At 54.3% G+C, this 523-nt stretch carries 1 protein-coding gene; it reads left to right on the plus strand.

Annotation, left to right across the window (positions count from 1 at the left end; all coding sequences use genetic code 11):
- The first annotated feature begins 288 nt into the window (after positions 1 to 288).
- The gene (locus C5Y96_RS27520) at positions 289 to 456 is read left to right on the plus strand and encodes a hypothetical protein (RefSeq protein WP_158261393.1); all 168 of its coding nucleotides are present in this window, start codon (positions 289 to 291) and stop codon (positions 454 to 456) included.
- The last annotated feature ends 67 nt before the right edge of the window (positions 457 to 523 follow it).

The raw sequence follows: 523 nt of genomic DNA on the forward strand, positions 1-523 counted from the left end.
CGACGAGTCGTTCCCGTTTGAAGCGGGCTAGCGACGACAGCATGCTTTGCACTTTGCCTGGCAAGAGAAGCTCCGATCTACGACCGACGCGTCTCATTCTGAGACGCAAGCATGAGACACTTGCCGCTCGCGCCCACATGCGCGGATCTCTATGTCGTGAAAACGTAGCGACCAACTCTTGCCTATGGTGGGACTTAGGTGATTCGCCGTGATCCGGGTCCGTTTCGGCACGCAGGATGCTACAGGATGCTATTAGTTTGGCAGCACCCTTTTTTCAGGAGGAAAACGATGACATCGCAAAAGAGTGCCCCACGAGCCAGAGCAATCGCTATCGCAGCCAAGCAAGGAGATCTGGAGATGCAAAAGGCAAAGATCGCCTCACTATTCGTACATAGCCTCGTCCTGGTTGGCGTGACTGCAATGTCGGCAGCGCTGATTGTTTCAACGCTGCTGTGAAGACAATAGCATGGAAAGGATGCCGCTAAACCAACGTACGTGGGCAACGCGTACGTTGGTTTAGCGG

The sequence above is a fragment of the Blastopirellula marina genome, assembly GCF_002967715.1.
Classification (GTDB): Bacteria; Planctomycetota; Planctomycetia; order Pirellulales; family Pirellulaceae; genus Bremerella; species Bremerella marina_B.

Bases quoted from the DNA above. Each gene is read 5' to 3' on its own strand.
- C5Y96_RS27520 (WP_158261393.1), top strand. From the start codon at position 289: ATGACATCGCAAAAGAGTGCCCCACGAGCCAGAGCAATCGCTATCGCA.